Annotated in this window: 17 protein-coding genes; 9 read left to right on the forward strand and 8 right to left on the reverse strand. The window is 72.5% G+C overall.

What is annotated here, in order from left to right; translation table 11 throughout:
• Nucleotides 1-37: 37 nt before the first annotated feature.
• The gene (locus FB457_RS13545) at nt 38-1,531 is read right to left on the reverse strand and encodes a CoA-acylating methylmalonate-semialdehyde dehydrogenase (protein WP_047015877.1); all 1,494 of its coding nucleotides are present in this window, start codon (nt 1,529-1,531) and stop codon (nt 38-40) included.
• Nucleotides 1,532-1,762: 231 nt separating this feature from the next.
• On the opposite strand from FB457_RS13545, the gene FB457_RS13550 reads away from it, so the two are divergent.
• Nucleotides 1,763-1,963, forward strand: coding sequence for a helix-turn-helix transcriptional regulator (locus tag FB457_RS13550; RefSeq protein ID WP_047015878.1), 201 nt, complete (start codon nt 1,763-1,765; stop codon nt 1,961-1,963).
• Nucleotides 1,964-2,006: 43 nt separating this feature from the next.
• On the opposite strand, the gene FB457_RS13555 is transcribed toward FB457_RS13550, so the two are convergent.
• Nucleotides 2,007-4,322, reverse strand: a complete 2,316-nt coding sequence (locus tag FB457_RS13555; protein WP_145782029.1) for an MMPL family transporter — start codon at nt 4,320-4,322, stop codon at nt 2,007-2,009.
• Nucleotides 4,323-4,454: 132 nt separating this feature from the next.
• Between FB457_RS13555 and FB457_RS13560 the strand changes: the two genes are divergently transcribed.
• On the forward strand, nt 4,455-5,123 hold the full coding sequence (locus FB457_RS13560; protein ID WP_145782031.1) for a TetR family transcriptional regulator: 669 nt from the start codon (nt 4,455-4,457) through the stop codon (nt 5,121-5,123).
• A gap of 99 nt (nt 5,124-5,222) precedes the next feature.
• Entirely contained in the window at nt 5,223-5,450 is a 228-nt protein-coding gene (locus tag FB457_RS13565; RefSeq protein WP_145782034.1) for a cation transporter, read from the forward strand.
• Nucleotides 5,451-5,827: 377 nt separating this feature from the next.
• On the opposite strand, the gene FB457_RS13570 is transcribed toward FB457_RS13565, so the two are convergent.
• Complete coding sequence (locus FB457_RS13570) at nt 5,828-7,117, reverse strand: citrate synthase (RefSeq protein ID WP_047015882.1); 1,290 nt, start codon at nt 7,115-7,117, stop codon at nt 5,828-5,830.
• Between the two features lie 169 nt (nt 7,118-7,286).
• A complete protein-coding gene (recD2, locus tag FB457_RS13575; RefSeq protein ID WP_047015883.1) occupies nt 7,287-9,503 on the reverse strand; it encodes an SF1B family DNA helicase RecD2 in 2,217 nt (738 codons plus the stop codon).
• 282 nt (nt 9,504-9,785) lie between these two features.
• On the opposite strand from recD2, the gene FB457_RS13580 reads away from it, so the two are divergent.
• On the forward strand, nt 9,786-10,382 hold the full coding sequence (locus FB457_RS13580; protein WP_145782036.1) for a DUF937 domain-containing protein: 597 nt from the start codon (nt 9,786-9,788) through the stop codon (nt 10,380-10,382).
• Between the two features lie 110 nt (nt 10,383-10,492).
• Here FB457_RS13580 and FB457_RS13585 read toward each other — a convergent pair whose 3' ends face one another.
• The 3 genes from FB457_RS13585 to FB457_RS13595 are packed head-to-tail and all read right to left on the reverse strand — an operon-like array spanning nt 10,493 to nt 13,682.
• Nucleotides 10,493-11,344, reverse strand: coding sequence for a sugar phosphate isomerase/epimerase family protein (locus tag FB457_RS13585; RefSeq protein WP_047015884.1), 852 nt, complete (start codon nt 11,342-11,344; stop codon nt 10,493-10,495).
• Complete coding sequence (locus tag FB457_RS13590) at nt 11,341-12,516, reverse strand: dihydrodipicolinate synthase family protein (RefSeq protein WP_145782038.1); 1,176 nt, start codon at nt 12,514-12,516, stop codon at nt 11,341-11,343. Before FB457_RS13590 ends, FB457_RS13585 begins: the two co-directional genes overlap by 4 nt.
• A complete protein-coding gene (locus tag FB457_RS13595) occupies nt 12,513-13,682 on the reverse strand; it encodes a Gfo/Idh/MocA family protein (protein WP_047019928.1) in 1,170 nt (389 codons plus the stop codon). The genes FB457_RS13590 and FB457_RS13595 overlap by 4 nt, the downstream gene beginning before the upstream one ends.
• Nucleotides 13,683-13,930: 248 nt before the next feature.
• On the opposite strand from FB457_RS13595, the gene FB457_RS13600 reads away from it, so the two are divergent.
• The 5 genes from FB457_RS13600 (at nt 13,931) to FB457_RS13620 (ending at nt 18,954) form a co-directional block, all read left to right on the forward strand.
• On the forward strand, nt 13,931-14,974 hold the full coding sequence (locus FB457_RS13600) for a LacI family DNA-binding transcriptional regulator (RefSeq protein WP_145782040.1): 1,044 nt from the start codon (nt 13,931-13,933) through the stop codon (nt 14,972-14,974).
• 129 nt (nt 14,975-15,103) lie between these two features.
• Entirely contained in the window at nt 15,104-16,024 is a 921-nt protein-coding gene (locus FB457_RS13605; protein WP_047015887.1) for a bifunctional helix-turn-helix transcriptional regulator/GNAT family N-acetyltransferase, read from the forward strand.
• Between the two features lie 281 nt (nt 16,025-16,305).
• Nucleotides 16,306-17,103: a sugar phosphate isomerase/epimerase family protein gene (locus FB457_RS13610; RefSeq protein WP_047015888.1), complete on the forward strand. Its 798-nt coding sequence runs from the start codon at nt 16,306-16,308 to the stop codon at nt 17,101-17,103.
• Between the two features lie 226 nt (nt 17,104-17,329).
• Nucleotides 17,330-17,989 carry a hypothetical protein gene (locus FB457_RS13615; RefSeq protein ID WP_145782042.1) on the forward strand — a complete coding sequence of 220 codons (660 nt, stop codon included), beginning with the start codon at nt 17,330-17,332 and terminating at the stop codon, nt 17,987-17,989.
• Complete coding sequence (locus FB457_RS13620; RefSeq protein WP_145782043.1) at nt 17,974-18,954, forward strand: hypothetical protein; 981 nt, start codon at nt 17,974-17,976, stop codon at nt 18,952-18,954. Before FB457_RS13615 ends, FB457_RS13620 begins: the two co-directional genes overlap by 16 nt.
• On the opposite strand, the gene FB457_RS13625 is transcribed toward FB457_RS13620, so the two are convergent.
• Nucleotides 18,926-19,882 (reverse strand): EamA family transporter, encoded by a 957-nt coding sequence (locus tag FB457_RS13625; protein ID WP_145782046.1) that lies wholly within the window; start codon nt 19,880-19,882, stop codon nt 18,926-18,928. The genes FB457_RS13620 and FB457_RS13625 overlap by 29 nt on opposite strands.
• Nucleotides 19,883-19,952 lie beyond the last annotated feature (70 nt).

The following is a 19,952-nucleotide window of genomic DNA, read 5'->3' on the forward strand; positions in this document are numbered from 1 at the left end:
GGCCGCACGATCTGCCTCCCCAACGGCGGCACCCGTCTCAGCGGGACGTCGGGAAGCCCAGGTCGACGCCGCCGTCCGCGGGGTCGGGCCAGCGGGTCGTGACGACCTTCGCCCGGGTGTAGAAGCGGACGCCGTCCTCGCCGTAGATGTGGTGGTCGCCGAAGAGGGAGTCCTTCCAGCCGCCGAAGGAGTGGTAGCCCACCGGCACCGGGATCGGCACGTTCACGCCGACCATCCCGGCCGTGGACTCGAGCTGGAAGCGGCGCGCGGCGCCGCCGTCACGGGTGAAGATGGCGGTGCCGTTGCCCCACGGCGAGCCGTTGACGAGCCGCACGCCCTCCTCATACGTCTCCGCCCGGACCACGCACAGCACCGGGCCGAAGATCTCGTCCCGGTACGCGTCGGACTCCACCGGCACCCGGTCCAGCAGGCTGACCCCGATCCAGTGGCCGCCCTCGCGGCCGGGAACGGTGTAGCCCGTGCCGTCCACGACCACCTCGGCGCCCTGCGCCGCGGCCCCCCGCACATAGCCGGCGACCTTGTCGCGGTGCTCGCGGGTGATGAGCGGGCCCATCTCCGAGTCGGGGTCGTCGCCGGGGCCGATACGGACCTTGCGCGCCCGCTCGGCGATCTTCGTCACCAGCTCGTCGCCGGTGTCCCCGACCGCGACCACCGCGGAGACCGCCATGCAGCGTTCTCCCGCCGACCCGTACGCCGCCGAGACCGCGGCGTCCGCGGCCGCGTCCAGATCGGCGTCGGGGAGCACCAGCATGTGGTTCTTCGCGCCGCCGAGCGCCTGGACACGCTTGCCGTGGGAGGTGCCGGTGGTGAAGACGTACCGGGCGATCGGGGTGGAGCCGACGAAACTGAGCGCGGCGACGTCGGGGTGCTCCAGCAGCCGGTCGACGGCCTCCTTGTCACCGTGGACGACGTTGAACACCCCCTCCGGCAGTCCCGCCTCGGCGAGCAGCTCCGCGAGCAGCCCGGAGGCCGACGGGTCCTTCTCGCTGGGCTTCAGCACGAAGGTGTTGCCGCAGGCGATGGCCAGCGGGAACATCCACATCGGGACCATCGCGGGGAAGTTGAACGGCGTGATGCCCGCGACCACGCCGACGGGCTGGCGGATCGAGGCGACGTCGATACGGGTGGAGACCTGCGTGGACAGCTCGCCCTTGAGCAACTGCGGAATGCCGCAGGCGACCTCGACGATCTCCAGCCCGCGGGCCACCTCCCCGAGGGCGTCGGAGTGCACCTTGCCGTGCTCGGCGGTGATCAGCCGGGCGACGTCCTCGCGGCGGGCGGCGAGCAGTTCGCGGAAGCGGAACAGCACGGCGGTGCGCCGCGCGAGCGACGACCCGCCCCACTCCGCGAACGCCTCGCGGGCGGCGGCGACGGCGGCGTCCACCTCGGCGGCGGAGGCGAACGCGACCTCGGCGGCCTGCGCCCCGGTGGCGGGGTCGTAGACCGGCCCCGACCGTCCCGACGCGCCCTCGACTGCCTTGCCGCCGATCCAGTGGCCGATGGTCTTCATGGGCAATCCCTTCGTCCAGCAACGGTTTCGGTCTAACCGCCGCCGAGGAGCCGTGTCAATCATGCGTCGATCACGCCGCGTGCGTGTCTCGTCACCAATGTCACGGTTACGTCGGTTCCCCACCACAGCTGCTCGACAACCCGCCGGCGAGGGTCGGAGGTGTCTCCCGGCGGGCACAGGGTCACTGATCACCAGGGGCGCTGCCCCGGCGCCCCGCCGGGAGGTACAGAGATGACGGACAGTCTGTGGTCGTACAAGGAGATCGCGGCACACATCGGCGTGCAGACCGAGACCGTGCGGTCGTACCGGAAGCACGGGATGCTGCCGGCGCCCGACGTCGTCGAGCACGGCAAGCCCTACTGGTACCCGGACACGGTGCGCGCCTGGGTCGCCCAGCGGCCCAGCAGCCGCACCCGCCGCGGCCGCCGGTGACGCCCCGCCCCGCGGCCGGGCCGGCCCTCCTGGCCGGCGGGCGTCACCGCCCGCCGATAGGCGTGAGGTCGTCGGACTTGTCCGCCGGCCGCTCCTCCTCCTGACCGGCCGCCCGGGGCCCGCCTTCGCCGAATCCGCTGCGCTCGACGCGCGCGTGGAACCGGCGCAGCGGCCCGGGCGCCCACCACGTGGCGGCCCCGGTCAGCTTCAGCACCGCCGGCACCAGCAGCCCGCGCACCACCATCGCGTCCATCAGCACCGCGAGCGCGAGGCCGATGCCCAGCATCTTGGTGTTGGTGACCCGGGAGGTGCCTATCGCGAACATCACCACCGCGAGGATCACCGCGGCCGCGGTGATGAGCCCGCCGGTCCGCCGCAGCCCGAAGACCACGGCCCCGTCCCGGTCCCCGGTGCGGTCGTACTCCTCCTTGATGCGGGAGAGCAGGAAGACGCCGTAGTCCATGGACAGGCCGAAGGCGACGCAGAACATCAGCACCGGCAGCGTCGTCTCGATGTCGCCGGTGGCGGTGAAGTTCAGCACCCCGGACAGGTTGCCGTCCTGGAAGACCCACACGATGGCGCCGAACATCGCGGTGAGGCTCAGCGCGTTGAGCACGACGGCCACGAACGGTATGAGCACGCTGCCGGTGAGGAGGAAGAGCAGGATCAGCGTGGCCAGCACGATCATGAGGGCTGCCCAGGGCAGGACGGACTGGATGGAGTCCTTGGCGTCCACCAGATCGGCGGCCGAGCCGGCGACCGACGCCTCGAACGGCGGCCCCAGGTCCCGGATGTCGCGCACCAGGTCCTGGCTGGACGCCTCCACCGCCTCGCCCTCGGCGGTCACGGTGAGATAGCCGGCGCCGGCGTTCATCGCGGAGCCGTCGACCCGCTCCACCCCGTCCAGCGCGGCGATCCGCTCCTGGTACGCGGCCAGCTCCGCGGCGGCCGGGTCGCCCTCGACGTAGATCTCGATCGTCCCGCCGGGAGTGCCGGGGAAGCCGTCCCTGATGTGCTCCTGCACCACGTGGGACTCGGCCGACCCGGGGAGCTGCCGGTCGTCCGCCGTACCGAACTGCACTCCCAGGAACGGCAGTCCGAGCAGCATCAGCCCGCCGGTCGTGAGCACGGCGAAGACCGGCGCCCGGCGCATCACGACCTTGGCCAGCCGCGCCCAGCCGCGCCCGCTCTCGGCGCCGCCGGGCACCCCGCCGCCCCGCTTGGGCAGAATGCGCCAGCCGTTGACCCGCGGGCCGAGCAGCACCAGCGCGGCGGGCAGCACCGTCAGCGCCGCCACCGCGGCCAGCAGCACCACTGCTATCCCGGCGTACGCGAACGAGCGCAGGAAGTACTGCGGGAAGAGCAGCATCGCCGAGAGCGACACCGCGACCGTCAGCGCCGAGAACAGCACCGTGCGGCCGGCGGTCCGCAGCGTGGTGCCCACCGCGCCGAGCGGATCCGCGCCCGCCGCCAGCTCCTCCCGGTAGCGCCGGACGATGAACAGCGCATAGTCAATGGCGAGTCCGAGACCGAGGGCCGTGGTCAGGTTCTGCGCGAAGACCGACACGTCCGCGAACTCGGTGATGCCGCGCAGCACCGCGTTCGTCCCCAGGATGGCGATGACGCCCACGGCCAGCGGCAGCAGCGCGGCGACCGCGCTGCCGAAGACCACGATGAGCAGCAGGAGCGTCACGGGCAGGGCGATGATCTCGGCCCGCAGCAGGTCCTCCTGGATGGTGCCCTGCAACTCGTCGTAGATCGCGGCCTGACCGCCGAGGCGCACCTCGACCGGGCCGTGCTCACCGCGGAAGTCCGGTGCCAGCTCGTCGAAGACCTCGCTGTTGCGTGTCTCGTCCCCGGTGATCCGCGCGGCGATCAGCGCCTCGCTGCCGTCCTCGGACCGCAGTCCGGCGGCCGCGGTCGCCGCGCCCCGCGCCTCGTCCGCGCCTGCCGCGCCCCCGGCCGGGCCGGCCTCCGCCTGCCCGGCGGTCCGGGCCGCCGCCCAGTACGACGTCACCCCTTCGACGGAATCCACCGCCGCCAGCCGCCCGGCCAGCCGCTCCGCCTCGGCGACGACCGCGGGGTCGTCCACCCCGTCCGGCCGGCCGCTGTCCACGAGCAGCAGCAGGTTCGGCCGGGCGCCGGGGAACTGCGCGTCCAGCGCGTCCGCGGCGTACGCCGACTCGGACGCAGGATCCTGCCACCCCCCGCCGCTCATGCGGTCCGCCACCCCGCTCCCGGTCACCACGGCCAGCGCCGTGAAGACCAGCGCGAGCAGCAGCGACAGCCTGGGCCGCGCCGTGACGAACCGCGTCCAGCGGCTCACCCCGGCCGTCCCCCCGTTCGTGCCCTCGGCCATCGGACCCGCCCTCTCGTTGCACAGCGCAATAGAATGAGACACGTGCCGGAATACGAGTCCGCGCTCGCGTTCACTCAGAATGCGAGCGGACGCTCGTGTTTGTCAACTCCTACCCGGAGGCTGTGGATAGCCGTGTCGAATCCAGCACCGGCCGTCGGCGGACACACCCCCGCCGACCGGCCGCCCCGCCGCCGGCAGGCGCGCGGCGAGCGGCGCGTACAGCAGTTGCTCGACGCCGCCGCGGCCGTGTTCGCCCGCGGCGGATACGCCGCCGCGTCCACGAACGCCATCGCCCGCGAGGCCGGCGTCTCTCCCGGCACGCTGTACCAGTTCTTCCCGAACAAGGAGGCGGTGGCGGTCGAGTTGGGCCGCCGCTACAACCACGAACTCCAGGAGGCGAACAGCGAGGCGTTCACCCCCGCCAACGCCGCACTCCCGCTCGGCGCGATGCTCGACGCCGCCCTCGACCCGGTGATCGACTTCTGCGCCGCCAACCCCGGCTTCGAGGTGCTGCTGCAGAGCGCGGACGCCCCGGGCCTGGTCGCGGAGGAGCACGAGGCGGTGCACACGACGATCGTGGCCGCCGTCGAGGGCATGCTCACCCTGCGCGCCCCGGAGCTCTCGGACACCGAGATCGCCCGCACCACCGCCATGTCGTTCAGCATCTTCAAGGCGGGTCTGGAGCTGTTCATGACCGCCGGGGAGGCCGAACGGGAGCCGTACCGCGGGGAGATCAAGCGGGCCCTGTTCGGCTACCTCGCGCCGGTCGTCGGCACCGACGCCATAGCCCCGCCGGGCTGACCGCGGGATCAGCGCGGAGGTAAAATACCCCTAGGGGGTATACTGTCGAGTGCAGGGAGCAGGACACGGCTGCGCCCACCGTCGACAAGGGAGACCCCCATGAGCACTCAGACCTCCGTCACCACCGTCTACAAGGTCACCGGCATGACCTGCGGCCACTGCGAGGGTGCCGTGAGCGCCGAGATCTCCGAAATCGACGGCGTCTCCTCGGTCAAGGCCGCGGCCGCCACCGGCGAGGTGACCGTCACCTCCGCCGCCCCGCTCGACGAGGAGAAGGTGCGCGCCGCGGTCGACGAGGCCGGGTACGAACTGACCGGCACGGCCTGAGCCGTACGGTCCACGGCGAACGCCGCCCCCGCATCCCCATGCGCCACGGGGGCGGCGTCGGCGCGTGAGCCGCCGGTTGCGCGACCCGGGATGAGTGACTTAGATCACACTAGTCGGGGGGTAACCATCGGCGCCATTCGCGTGTCTATTCGGGTGACGTCGACACCCGGCGGAGTCGACGTGCACGAGGCCGGGACGGCACGTGCGAGGACCACTGAGCGGCCCCTCCCGCGGCGGCGTCCCGGCGGCATGAAGGCGCCCGGCCCTTACCGGGGCCGGGAGAGCGAAGCGCCCCGTCGACTGATCCGTGGGGGGATCGCAGACGGGGCGCCTTCGCGTTCTTGTGCGTCGTTGCCGGCGTGCGGGTGGCCGGCAGCTCAGCGCTCTTCGACCGGGACGAAGTCCCGCAGCACCTCACCGGTGTAGATCTGCCGGGGACGGCCGATCCGGGAGCCGGGCTCCTTGATCATCTCGTGCCACTGGGCGACCCAGCCCGGCAGCCGCCCGAGGGCGAAGAGCACCGTGAACATCTCGGTCGGGAAGCCCATGGCGCGGTAGATGAGGCCGGTGTAGAAGTCGACGTTCGGGTACAGCTTGCGCTCGACGAAGTAGTCGTCGGCGAGCGCGTGCTCCTCCAGCTTGAGGGCGATGTCCAGCAGCTCGTCGGACTTGCCCAGCGCGGAGAGGACATCGTGCGCCGCCGCCTTGATGATCTTCGCCCGGGGGTCGAAGTTCTTGTAGACGCGGTGCCCGAAGCCCATGAGCTTCACGCCGTCTTCCTTGTTCTTCACCTTGCGGATGAAGGTGTCGACGTCGCCGCCCGTGACCTGGATGCCCTCCAGCATCTCCAGCACGCTCTGGTTGGCGCCGCCGTGCAGGGGCCCCCACAGCGCGCTGATGCCCGCCGAGATGGAGGCGAACAGGTTGGCCTGCGAGGAGCCGACCAGCCGCACGGTGGAGGTCGAACAGTTCTGCTCGTGGTCGGCGTGCAGAATCAGGAGCTTGTCGAGCGCGCTGACCACGACCGGGTCCAGGTCGTACTCGGCGGCGGGCACCGAGAAGGTCATGCGCAGGAAGTTCTCGACGTACCCGAGGTCGTTGCGCGGGTAGACCACCGGATGGCCGACGGACTTCTTGTACGCGTACGCCGCGATCGTCGGCAGCTTTGCCAGCAGCCGGATCGTCGACAGGTGCCGCTGCTGCTCGTCGAACGGGTTGTGGCTGTCCTGGTAGAAGGTCGACAGCGCGCTGACCACGGAGGACAGCATCGCCATCGGGTGTGCGTCCCGCGGGAAGCCGTCGTAGAAGCGCTTGACGTCCTCGTGCAGGAGGGTGTGGCGGGTGATCTCGCCCTTGAACACCGACAGCTCGTCGACGCTGGGCAGCTCACCGTTGATCAGCAGGTACGCGACTTCCAGGAACGTGCTGCGCTCGGCGAGCTGTTCGATGGGGTAGCCGCGGTAACGCAGAATCCCCTGCTCGCCGTCCAGATAGGTGATGGCCGACTTGTACGCCGCGGTGTTGCCGTAGCCGCTGTCCAGGGTCACCAGCCCGGTCTGGGAGCGCAGCTTTCCGATGTCGACGCCGGTGTCACCGACGGTGCTGTCGACGATCGGGAAGGTGTACTCGCCGTCGCCGTACCGAAGTACTGCAGATTTGTCGCTCACTCTGTCCTCACCCGACGTATCGTGCCTCTTCTTTGAGGTGTGCTTGAGGTGCCCTGACTACCCTCCAGCTTCCCCCATGCGGAGCTCTTCCGTGCACTCGGGGTCGGCTGCCGGATCAACATACGGCACTGCGTGCCACATACGGACCATCGTGCCCTGTCGGAGCGCGTTATGGGAGACCTACTCGCCCACGCAGCCGATGATCCAGCGCCGTGCAACGCCGGCCTGCGGAAACGGTCCGCACCGCCTGGCCGAGGGCCTTGCGGGAGCCGACCAGCACGACCAGCTTCTTGGCCCGGGTGACGGCCGTGTACAGCAGGTTCCGTTGGAGCATCATCCAGGCACCGGTGGTGACGGGGATCACCACCGCCGGATACTCGCTGCCCTGCGAACGGTGGATGGTGACGGCGTACGCGTGCGTCAGCTCGTCCAGCTCGTCGAAGTCGTACGGCACCTCCTCGTCCTCGTCCGTGAGCACCGTCAGCCGCTGCTCGTCGGCGTCCAGGGCGGTGACGACGCCGACGGTGCCGTTGAAGACCCCGTTGCTCCCCTTCTCGTAGTTGTTCCGTATCTGCGTGACCTTGTCGCCGACGCGGAACGTACGGCCGCCGAAGCGCTTCTCCGGCAGCCCGGGGCGGCCCGGGGTGACGGCCTCCTGGAGCAGCCCGTTGAGCACGCCGGCGCCCGCGGGGCCGCGGTGCATGGGGGCGAGGACCTGCACATCGCGGCGCGGGTCGAGGCCGAATCTGGCCGGAACCCGACGCGCCGCCACATCCACCGTCAGCCGGCCGGCGGCCTCCGTGTCGTCCTCGGCGAAGAGGAAGAAGTCGGCGAGGCCCTGGGTGAGGGGCTGGACCCCGGAGTTGATGCGGTGCGCGTTCGTCACCACGCCGGACTGCCGGGCCTGGCGGAAGATCCGGGTCAGCCGGACCGCGGGCACCGGACCGCCCTCGGCCAGCAGGTCGCGCAGCACCTCCCCGGCGCCGACGGACGGCAGTTGGTCGACGTCGCCGACGAGCAGCAGGTGCGCCCCCGGCGGCACCGCCTTGGCCAGCTTGTTCGCCAGCAGCAGGTCGAGCATCGAGGCTTCGTCGACGACGACCAGGTCGGCGTCGAGCGGGCGGTCCCTGTCGTACGCGGCGTCGCCGCCCGGCTTCAGCTCCAGCAGCCGGTGGACCGTGGACGCCTCGGCACCGGTCAGCTCCGCCAGCCGCTTGGCCGCGCGGCCCGTGGGCGCCGCCATCACCACCTTCGCCCGCTTGGCCCGGGCCAGCTCCACGATCGAGCGGACCGTGAACGACTTGCCGCAGCCCGGGCCGCCGGTGAGCACCGCGACCTTCTCCGTCAGCGCCAGCCGGACCGCCTGCTCCTGCTCGGGCGCCAGCTCCGCGCCGGTGCGACCGCCGAGCCAGCTCAGCGCCCGGTCCCAGTCGACGTCCTGGAAGGCGGGCATCCGGTCCCGCTCGGTGCGCAGCAGGCGCAGCAACTGGGCGGCCAGGGAGACCTCCGCGCGGTGGAACGGCACGAGGTAGATCCCCTGCACCGCCTCCTCCCCGGCCGGCCCGGGCACCGTCTCCCGGACGACGCCCTCCTCCTTCACCAGCTCGTCCAGGCAGTCGATGACCAGGCCCGTGTCGACCTGGAGCAGCTTGACCGCCTCGGTGATGAGCTGCTGCTCGGGCAGGAAGCAGTTGCCCTGGTCGGAGGAGCGCGACAGCGCGTACTGAAGGCCGGCCTTCACCCGCTCCGGGCTGTCGTGCGGGATGCCGACGGAGCGGGCGATCCGGTCGGCGGTGAGGAAGCCGATGCCCCAGACGTCGGCCGCCAGCCGGTAGGGCTCGTTCTTCACCACGGAGATGGAGGCGTCCCCGTACGACTTGTAGATCCGCACGGCGATGGACGTGGAGACGCCGACGCCCTGGAGGAAGAGCATGACCTCCTTGATCGCCTTCTGCTCCTCCCAGGCGGCGCCGATCAGCTTCGTCCGCTTGGGGCCGAGGCCGGGGACCTCGACGAGCCGGGCGGGATCCTCCTCGATGACGTCGAGGGTGTCGACGCCGAAGTGGTCGACGATGCGCTCGGCGATGCGGGGCCCGATGCCCTTGATCAGCCCGGAGCCGAGATACCGGCGGATGCCCTGGACGGTGGCGGGGAGGACCGTTCGGTAGTTCTCCACGGTGAACTGTTTGCCGTACTGCGGGTGGGAGCCCCAGCGGCCCTCCATGCGCAGCGACTCGCCGGGCTGGGCGCCGAGGAGGGCGCCGACGACCGTGAGGAGATCGCCGCCGCCGCGGCCGGTGTCGACGCGGGCGACCGTGTACCCGTTGTCCTCGTTGGCATACGTGATCCGCTCGAGGACACCCTCGACCACCGCCAGTTGCGTCATGGGAAAGACGCTATCGCCGGGCCCCGACATCGCGGACCGGCCTGTGGACTACTCGCCGGTTGTGGACAACCCGTGACGGGCGCAGCGAGGGGGCCCGGCCTCTGCGGCCGGGCCCCCTCGCGTGTCCCCCTCCGAAGGCTCCCCCACCCCCCTGGTACTCCCCCCGGGAAGCCTGATGCCCTATACGACCCCGGTCGACGGCGAAGGGTTGCACGGCTTCGGCACTTTATCGATCTGTAACCCGACGTGCCGACATCGGTGATCGGCCGTAACGTTTCCGGCATGAGGGACAGACCGGTACACAAATCCGTCCTGGACGACCTCGGCACGGAGCAGTTGCACCAGGTGGCCACCGAGCTGGGCACCGGCAGCCGGGGCGCGAAACGGGTCGTCGGCGAGACGGTCGCCGCCCTCACCGGCTCGCTCGCCGAAGAGGCCGCCACTCCGCACGGAGCGCACGAGGTCGAGCAGGCTCTCGACGAGGCTCAGGGTGCGACGCCCGCGGGCGCGGCAGCGGGCGCGCGCCCGGCGAAGGGGGCGTCCGCGCCGGCGGGCGCCGGGACCTTCGCCGGGAGTGCCCTCGGCGGCGGGATGCTGGCGACGATCGTCGGCAGGACGAGCATGCCCGTGGCCCGCGCGGTCTCGCAGCGCACGGGCATCCCCATGGCGCAGGTGTCCCGGGCGCTGAAGATCCTCACCCCGGTCGCCATGGCCGCCGTCTCCCGGGCCGCGCGGAGCCGCAACGTCGGGGCGGACGGGCTGGCCGAGATGCTCAGGGAGGAGCAGCAGGCGACCCGCAGGCCGGGCGGGACGCTCGGCGCACTGGCACGGCTGTTCGGCGGCGGGCAGTCCTACGGCGGCGGGCGCCACCGCGCCTGACGGCACGGCCGGGACCGGCCCGTACCCGACGAGCGGCCCGGAACCCGCCGCCGCCCGGACCGGCCGCCGCGGCTCGACGACACGCCGTCAACGGCGCACCGGCCGGCCGCTCAGCGCACGACCAGCCGCTTGTACCGTTCGACGATCTCCGCCAGCACCTCCGAGCCGTCGCGCGCCCACAGCCCCGGGTTGAAGATCTCGACCTCGACGAAGCCCGTGTACCCCGCCTCGTCCACCCGCTCCCGGAACCAGCGCAGGTCGACGCTCCCTTCGCCCAGTTGGCCCCGCCCCAGCAGCACCCCCTCCGGCAGCGGCGTCACCCAGTCCGCCAGCTGGAAGGCGGCGATCCGGCCGGACTCCCCCGCGCGCGTGATCTGCGCCGCGACCGTGTCGTCCCACCACAGGTGGTACGTGTCCACCACCACGCCCACCCGGTCCGCCGGGAAGCGCTCGGCCAGGTCCAGTGACTGGGCCAGCGTGGAGACCACGCACCGGTCGGCGGCGTACATCGGGTGCAGCGGCTCGATCGCCAGCCGCACGGCGCGCTCCGCCGCGTACGGCGCGAGGGCGCCCAGCGCATCCGCGATGCGCTCCCGTGCGCCGTGCAGATCGCGACTGCCCGCCGGCAGGCCGCCGGAGACGAGCACGAGCGTGTCCGTGCCCAGCGTGGCGGCCTCGTCGATGGCGCGGCGGTTGTCGTCGAGGGCCGTGGCCCGCTCCCCCGGGTCGCCGGTGGTGAAGAACCCGCCGCGGCACAGGCTCGTCACCGTCAGCCCGGCGTCGCGGAAGAGCTTGGCCGCGGCCTCCACCCCGAACTCCTGGACTGGCGCGCGCCACAGTCCCACGCCGCGCACCCCGGCCGCCGTGCAGCCGTCCGCGAGCTCGGGGAGCGACCACTGCCTGATGGTCTCCTGGTTGAGGCTGAGGCGGGCCGGCCCGCCGGCCGGCTGTCCGGTGCTCACAGGGCGACTCCGTGGACGGCGAGGAAGGAAGTCATGCGCTGCGCCGCGAGCTGCGGGTCGGGGAACAGGCCGAGGGCGTCGGCCTGTTCGTAGGCGCGCGCGAGGTGCGGCAGGGAGCGGGCCGACTGCTGCCCGCCGACCATCGTGAAGTGGCTCTGGTGGCCGCCGAGCCAGGCCAGGAACACCACGCCCGTCTTGTAGAAGCGCGTCGGGGCCTGGAAGAGGTGGCGGGCCAGCGGCACGGTCGGGTCCATGATCTTGCGGAAGCCGGCCGCGTCGCCGGTGTCGAGGGCCCGTACCGCCTCGGCGGCCAGCGGGGCGAGCGGGTCGAAGACACCCAGCAGGGCATGGCTGAAGCCGTGCTCGTCACCCTCGATCAGCTCAGGGTAGTGGAAGTCGTCACCCGTGTAGCAGCGCACCCCGCGCGGCAGCCTGCGGCGCAGGTCCACCTCGCGCGAGGCGTCGAGGAGGGAGACCTTGACGCCGTCGACCTTATCCGGGTGCTGGGCGATGACGTCGAGGAACGTGCCGGTGGCGGCGTCGAGCTCGGAGCTGCCCCAGTACCCCGCGAGCGCCGGGTCGAACATGTCGCCCAGCCAGTGCAGGATCACCGGCTCGCGCGCCTGCCGCAGCAGCGCGCCGTACGTCTCCACGTAATCCTCGGGCCCGCGGGCGCACGCCGCCAGCGCGCGGGAGGCCATGAGCACCGCCTGTGCACCCGCGTCCTCGACGAGGGCGAGCTGCTCCTCGTAGGCAGCGCGCACACCGGCGAGGGTCGCGCCCTGGGGCGCGAGCTGGTCGGTGCCGGCGCCGCAGGCGACGCGGCCGCCGTGGGCCCTGGCCTCGGCGGCGGAGCGGCTCATCAGCTCGGCGGCGCGGGTCCAGTCGAGGCCCATGCCGCGCTGCGCGGTGTCCATGGCCTCGGCCACGGCGAGACCGTGGGACCACAGGTGGCGGCGGAAGGCGAGGGTGGCGTCCCAGTCGACCGCGGCAGGGCTGTCCGGGTCGCCGGGACTGGAGTCCGCGTACGGGTCGGCGACGACGTGCGCGGCGGCGAAGACCGTACGGGAGGAGGGGCGCGGGCCGCCGGTCGCGAGCGCCGGAGCGGGCTCCGCGCGCGGTTCGTACGCCTCAAGCACGCCCCCGGGCCTGGGCAGCCGGATCGTCGTCATCGGGCCAGCTCCGGCACCTCGACGCGCCGCCCCTCCGCGGCGGCCTTGAGGCCCAGCTCGGCGAGCTGCACCCCGCGCGCGCCCGCGAGCAGGTCCCAGTGGTACGGCTCATCGCGCATCAGGTGCCGCAGGAACAGCTCCCACTGGGCGCGGAAGCCGTTGGCGAACCCGACGGGCCCGGCGTTGTCCGGCACGTCCTGCCACTGGTCGCGGAAGCTCTCCGAGACCGGCAGGTCCGGGTTCCACACCGGCTTCGGCGTGGCCGCCCGGTGCTGTACGCGGCAGCCCCGCAGGCCCGCGACGGCGGAGCCCTCGGTGCCGTCTACCTGGAACTCGACCAGCTCGTCGCGGTGGACGCGGACCGTCCAGGAGGAGTTGATCTGTGCCACGACGGGGCCGCCGGGCGCCGCGAGTTCGAAGATGCCGTACGCCGCGTCGTCCGCGGTCGCGTCGTACGCCTCGCCGTGCTCGTCCCAGCGGCGCGGCACGTGCGTGGTGACGTGGGCCTGCACGCTGCGTACGGGGCCGAACAGCTCGTGCAGGATGTACTCCCAGTGCGGGAACATGTCCAGCACCATCCCGCCGCCGTCCTGCGCGCGGTAGTTCCAGGAGGGCCGCTGGGCCGGCTGCCAGTCGCCCTCGAAGACCCAGTAGCCGAACTCGCCGCGGACCGACAGGATGCGGCCGAAGAAGCCGCCGTCGATGAGGCGCTTGAGCTTCAGCAGCCCCGGCAGGAACAGCTTGTCCTGCACCACGCCGTGCTTGATGCCCGCGTCCTGGGCCATCCGGGCGAGTTCGAGGGCGGCGGAGGCGGAGGTGGCGGTCGGCTTCTCCACATAGATGTGCTTGCCGGCCGCGACGGCCTTCTTCACCGCTTCCTCGCGGGCGGAGGTGACCTGGGCGTCGAAGTACAGCTCCACGGAGTCGTCCGCGAGGACGGCGTCGAGGTCGGTGGTGTACTCCGGCAGGTCGTGCCGGCGGGCGATGTCCTCCAGCGCGTGCTCCCTGCGACCCACCAGGACCGGCTCGGGCCACAGCACGTCGCCACCGCCGAGATCCAGCCCGCCTTCCTCGCGAATGGCAAGAATCGAACGGACGAGGTGCTGCCGATACCCCATCCGGCCGGTGACGCCGTTCATGGCGATACGCAGCGTCCTACGTGGCATCTGGTCTCCCATAGTAAGCGCTTTCTGCCCCGGGAGAAAGCTATCCCCGCCCGGCCTGCAGCGCAAGAGCCCGACCGGGTACGGGCAAAGGCGTGCACACTCCTGCCACTCTCGCGACGCGGGCGCCGCGACGTGCAAGACTTCCGCTCACAGTTCGGACCGGCGACCGGCGCCGGCCGGGGCCCGCGCGGGCCCCGGGGGATTCCGGCCACCGGGCCGGAACGTCGTACCCAACGGGAGGCAGAGCGATGGCAGTCACCCTCGCGGACGTCGCGGCACGCGCCCGCGTCTCCGCCGCGACCGTCTCCCGGGTGCTCAGCGGAAACTACCCGGTGGCCGAGGCCACCCGCGCGCGCGTGCTCGCCGCCGTGGACGAGCTGGACTACGTCATCAACGGCCCCGCGAGCGCGCTCGCCGCCGCCACCTCCGACCTCGTCGGCGTCCTCGTCAACGACGTCGCCGACCCCTTCTTCGGCATCATGGCCAGCGCCGTGCAGTCCGAGCTGGGCAGCGAGAAACTGGCGGTCGTCTGCAACACCGGCGGCTCCCCGGAGCGCGAGCTGACCTACCTCACACTCCTGCTGCGCCAGCGCGCCGCCGCCGTCGTGATCACCGGAAGCGCCGTCGAGACGCCCGAGTACGCCGCGGCCAGCGCGGCGAAGGTGGGGCGGCTCGCGGCGAACGGCACGCAGGTCGTCCTCCTCGGCCGGCCGGCGAGCGCCGCGCCCGAGGGCTCCGCGGTCGCCGTCGAGTTCGGCAACCGCGAGGGCGGGCGCCGGCTCACCGAGCACCTGATCTCCCTCGGCCACCGCCGCATCGGCTACGTCGCGGGCCCCGCCGACCGCACCACCACCCGGCACCGCCTCGAAGGCCACCGGGCCGCGCTCGCCGCCCACGACCTCGGCGGCGACGCCGGCGAACTCGGCCGGCTGACGGTGCACGGCCCGTACTCCCGGAAGTCCGGCTTCGACGGCGCGCTCGAACTGCTGGACCGGGAGCCGGGCCTGACGGCCATCGTCGGCTCGAACGACGCGGTGGCGCTGGGCATCTGCGCGGCGCTGCGCGAGAAGGGCCTCGACGTCCCCGGCGACATCTCCGTGGCGGGCTTCGACGACCTGCCGTTCAGCGCGGACGCGACGCCGGCGCTGACGACGGTGCGGCTGCCGCTGCAGGAAGCGGCGGCGCGGGCGGCGCGGCTGGCGCTGGGGCGGGAGGAGTCGCCGGCGGACGGGCGCTACATGGTGCCGGCGGAGCTGGTGGCGCGGGCGTCGACGGCGGCCCCGCGGGCGTAGCGGAAGCCGGGGGTCAGGTCGATCATCCGACCGCTCGACACGGTCTGTGGATAACTCTGCACAGGGTCGGCGCATGGGGCTATCTTTGACCCAGTCAAAGAAATGCGCGCGCCAGGAGGTGGGGTTCCCGTGACCGTCGAGGACATCCGCTCGTTCAACCGCTTCTATACGAATCTGATCGGCGCCCTCGATTACAGCCGCCAGCTCCACACGCCGTACACGCTCACCGAGGCCCGCGTGCTCTACGAGCTGAGTTATGCCCGGCAGGCCGACGCCGCGGACCTGCGCGGGGCGCTCACGCTGGACGCGGGGTACCTCAGCAGGCTGCTCGGCAAGTTCGAGAAGGACGGCCTGATCACGCGCGGGCCGTCGGCCGCCGACGCGCGGCGGCAGCGGGTGGAGCTGACGCCGCGGGGGCGGGAGGCGGCGCACCTGCTGGAGGAGCGCTCGCGCGAGCAGGTGGGGACGCTGCTGGCGCAGGTCCCGCTGGAACAGCGCGCCCGGCTGGCGGCCGCGATGAGCACGGTGCGGGAGCTGCTGTCGGAGTCGGCCGTGCCGAGCCCGGTCGAGGAGGCCGAGCTGCGCGAGCCGGGCCCCGGCGAGCTGGGCTGGATCGTCAAGCGCCACGGCGAGCTGTACGCGCAGGAGTACGGGTGGGACACGGACTTCGAGGCACTGGTGGCCCGGATCGTCGCGGACCACGCCGCGCAGCGGGACCCGTCGTGCGAGCGCACCTGGATAGCGGACCTGGGCGGCCGCCCGGTCGGCACGGTCATGTGCGTGCGGGACGACGCTCCGGAGACGGCGCGGCTGCGGCTGCTGCTGGTGGACCCGGAGGTGCGGGGGCACCGGCTGGGGGCGCGGCTGGTCGACGAGTGCGTCCGCTTCGCCCGTGAGGCGGGATACCGCGAGCTGGTGCTGTGGACGAACTCGGTGCTGGAGTCCGCCCGCCGCCTCTACGAGCGGGCGGGGTTCGAGCTGGTGGCCGAGAAGCCGCACCACAGCTACGGGGCGGACCTGGTGGGCCAGGACTGGCGGCTGACGCTCTGACGGATTCAGCCGGATGGCCGCCGCGGGCGCGACCGCGGCGGTGGCGGTGGCCGGGCAGGGCGGATCGGATCGGGGCGGGGTGAGCGCGGGCGTCCGGCTATGGGGGGCGGTGAGGACGTACCGCGGGTGCATCCGCCGGGCGGCCGAACGTCCGTGGTCCGGGGCGCGCGGCGGCCGGGTGCGGCCGGGCGTGGGCAGACGTACGGCCCGGGAGCGGACGGGGCTCCGGGGGAGGTGGCTGCGGGGTTGCCAGGTGCTGTGGGGTCTGATCGACTCACGGCATGCGACTCGCCTTCTCCACCCTCGGCATGCCTCAGCTCCCCGTCGCCGAGGTCGCCCGGTGCGCCCGCGACGGCGGCTACCAGGGCGTGGAGCTGCGGTGCCACCCCGAGGAGCCCGTGCACACCGGTCTGGGGATCGGGGAGCGGGCGGACGTGGTCGAGGAGTTCGCCGCGGCCGGGGTGGAGATCCTGACGGTGGCGGGCTACGCGGGCGTCGCCGCGGCCGGGGACGACGAGCCGGTGGTCACCGAGATGCGCGAGTTGCTGGCGCTCGCCCGGGACTTGGGCGCCGCGCACGTCCGGGTCTTCCCGCGCGGCGGGGAGCAGCCGGCCGTGGAGGCGGACCCCACCGCCGCGCGGCGGCTCGCCGCCGTGGCCCCGTACGCCGCGGACCTCGGCGTGCGCGTGCTCCTGGAGACGCACGACTCGCACCGCACCGGCGCGGACGTGGCCCGCATCCTGGACGGCGTCGGGCACAAGTCCACCGGCGCGCTGTGGGACGTGATGCAGACCTGGCTCGGCGGCGAGGAGCCGCAGGAGTCCTTCGCGGCGCTCTCCCCGTACCTCGGCTACGTGCAGGTCAAGGACACGGCGTCGCGGGAGGAGCTGGCGCCGCTGGCGCTGGGCGAGGGGACGGTCCCGCTGGCGGAGTGCCTGGCGGTGCTCACGGAGGCGGGCTGGGACGGCTGGCTGTGCTGGGAGTACGAGAAGCGCTGGTTCCCCGAGGCCCGGGAACTCGCGCCGCTGCTGGCCGGAGGCCGCGAGCATCTGCTCCAGCTACTGGCCGATGTGGCCTGAACAGGCGGCCCTCCCCGGCGCGCGCCCGGCACCGGCGGGCGGCCGGCGACCGCGGGTGACCGCGCAACTCCGCACCTCGGCACGGATGCCGGAGCCGGGTCCCCGACGGCCTTGTGTCACAGGACGGTCGTGAAACCAAGGGGCCGACTGGCCTCATCCTTGCGCCGCTGCCTACGCTGAGGCGCGACTTGCACCTGCACACGGGGAAACGGGGGTTCGACCCGTCATGAAGCTCTGCGCACCGGCCAGCGCCGTGGCACTGACCGCGGCGGTCACGCTGCTGACGGCGTGCGGGTCGTCGGACGACAAACCGGACCGGATCACGGGCGCGAAGGAAACCGCCGCGGAGTCGGAGGAATCCCCGTCCGCCTCGCCGTCCCCGGCCGCGGACGACGGCGCCGACGCACCGGAGTTCGACTTCCCCGACGACGTCAAGGTCGAGGTGGAGAGCGAGCCGACGGGCGACGCCGCCGAGGACGCGATCCTGCGCGACCACGGCTACGCCGTGCAGTCGATACGCCTCGGCTACGCGAAGCAGGACCCGCGCCTGGACGTCCTGGAACGGTACCTCGGCGGCGACGCCCTGCTGGGCTGGCGCGCGGGCATCGACGAGTTCGTCCAGGACGGCAAGACGGTCTCCGGCACCGTGCGCTACTACGACCGCGAAGTCACCTCGCGGAAGGGCGACGCGGCGTCCGTCGTGTACTGCGAGGACCAGGCGAACTCGTACGCGAAGATCGCCGACTCCGGCAAGGTGCTGAAGACCGAGCCGAGCGCCGACGACTTCATCCGGCACGTCTCGACGATGCGCAAGACGGCGGACGGCCGCTGGCAGATGGTCCACGAGTCCGACGAACAGGGAGCAGCGCAGTGCGGAACCTCCTGAGCATCCGGCGTACGGCGGCGGTGTCCATGGCCGGCGCGGCCCTCGCCCTCGCGGCGGCCGGGCCCGCGACGGCGGGCGACGGGACAGGCCAGGGCGGCTCCGACCAGATCGGCTCCCGGGTGGATTTCAGCCACAGCAGCCCGGGCTCCGGCGAGACCTCGCCCATGACGCCGATCGGCGGCAGTTGGTCACCGCCGGTGTGCTGGTACGAGCCGCGCTACACGCCGGACCAGATGGACGACTACGTCCACGAGAACTACAACGCCGAGCACAACGCCACCTCGGCCATCTCCGAACTCGTCACCGACGACAGCACCTTCGACCTCCGCAAGGACGAGGAAGGGCTCTGGTGGGAGCTCGTCTACCAGGACGACGGGGTGACGGCCGAGGAGTGCCCGGCGACGAAGTCCTTCATGTTCATCGGGCCCGAGGAGCCCGCGGAGCCGAACACCGACGTGATCGACCCGGAGACCCTGGCGGCGCTCGCGTACAACGAGACCGAGCTGCCCGCCCCGCCGGTGGACCTGAAGCCCAACGCCGACCGCCAGGTGGTGAACCTGGAGACCCTCGCCGTGCTCGACCCGGCCGAGTTGCAGCGCGTCTGGGTCACCGCCTTCATCGACCCGCCGGGCATGGAGCGGATCGCCGCCACCACCGTCGCCACCCCGCAGCGGCTGCGGCTGGAGGCCGGCACGGAGTACGCGGATCCGAACGTCTGCGAGTACGACCTCGTGCGCAAGGGCGGCGGCTTCGCCGTGGACACCGAGGACGCCGGCTGCAACATCACGTACCGCAAGTCCTCCGGCGAGGGGACGTACGAGCTGGAAGCCTCGCTCACCTGGAACGTCAACTGGAACCCGACCGGGAGCCCGGACGGGACACCCGTGCACGAGGACTTCCCCGACGGCCAGTCCGCCACGGCGATTCCGGTGACCGTCAAGGAGATCCAGACGGTGGTGCGCTAGCGCCGCCCGACGGCGCCGGTACGGCGGGGCGGTGCGGCACGGCGCCGTCCCGCGGGCCGGCTGTCCGGCCGTCCCGCCGGCCGGACAGCGACGTCACGGCCACCCCGCCGACCAGCAGCAGCGCCGCCACCCAGCGCAGCCCCGTGATCTCCTCGCCCAGGAAGAGCGCCGCCGAGGACATCCCCGCGACCGGCACCAGCAGCGAGAACGGCGCCACCGTCGAGGCGTCGTACGTACGCAGCAGGTACCCCCACACGCCGAAGCCGAATATCGTGACGATCCACGCGATGTAGACGACCGCGCCGGCGCCCGCCCAGTCCAGCGAACGCAGCGCCTCCCAGTCCCGCTCCGGCCCCTCGAACACCAGCGACAGCGCGAGCAGCGGCAGCACGGGCACGCAGGACACCCACACCATGAAGCGCAGCCCGTCCGGCGGCGCGGCCCTGCGCATGATGACGTTCGAGATGCCCCAGCAGAACGCCGCCGCCAGCACGATCGCGAACGCCCCCAGCGGCCCGGAGCCGCCCTCGTCCACCGCGGCCAGCGCCACCCCGCACAGCGCGACGCCCATGCCGGCCAGCCGCACCCGCCCCGGCCGCTCCCCCAGCACCGCCGCCGCGATGCACGCCGTGAAGACCGCCTGGATCTGGAGTACAAGCGACGACAGCCCCGGCGGCATCCCCTGTTCCATGCCGACGAACAGCAGCCCGAACTTCGCCACCCCCAGCACCAGCCCGACCGCCAGGATCCACTTGAACGCGACCTGCGGCCGGCCGACGAGGAACACCGCGGGCAGCGCCGCCACCAGGAAGCGCAGGGCGGTGAAGAGCAGCGGCGGGAAGTGGTCGAGCCCCACCTCGATGACGACGAAGTTCAGGCCCCAGAAGAAGGCGACGAGGACGGCGAGTGCGATGTGCAGCGGGCGCATGCACCCAGGATCGGGCCGGACGACCGTGAAGCACCAGCACGTATTACTTCATGATTGGATGTAGGAACGC

The organism is Streptomyces sp. CNZ287, from assembly GCF_007827615.1.